The 395-nt window shown below is 31.9% G+C and carries 1 protein-coding gene; it reads right to left on the reverse strand.

Features of this window, described 5'->3' with window-relative positions; all coding sequences use genetic code 11:
* Window positions 1-80: 80 nt before the first annotated feature.
* Entirely contained in the window at window positions 81-356 is a 276-nt protein-coding gene (locus tag AC1DJR_RS33810; RefSeq protein ID WP_044444556.1) for a hypothetical protein, read from the reverse strand.
* Window positions 357-395 lie beyond the last annotated feature (39 nt).

Raw genomic sequence — 395 nt, forward strand, 5'->3', positions numbered from 1 at the left:
ATCATTAGAAGAGGCTATTTTATAATAATCATCCCCCAAAAAAGAAACGAACAAAAATGTTCGTTTCTTTTTCATGGTGTTCAATGCTCAAGAAAACTTATAACTGCATAAATATATAGAACGACTAGAGCAAAGGCACATATTCCCATGATTATAATCGCTAGTGCGCTTTTCTCTTGTCTAAACCCTATAATTCCAAGAATAAATGCACTCAACATTGTTACCTTAAGCATTTTAGAAATGTTGGGAATTGAATATTCACTCAACCAGGTAGAGAAACTTACAATTGCGAAAAAAGAGAACAAAGTTAGAATAATAGATAATATATTAATGTGCTTCCCATACTTCAAGCGCATTTCGCTACCACCTTTTCTTTTTATTAGTGAATAATAGGT

The sequence above is a fragment of the Bacillus sp. 05T31 genome, from assembly GCF_056396725.1.

What these genes read in the sequence shown, in the direction of transcription:
- AC1DJR_RS33810 (WP_044444556.1), bottom strand. Translation starts at nt 356, where the DNA reads ATGCGCTTGAAGTATGGGAAGCACATTAATATATTATCTATTATTCTA.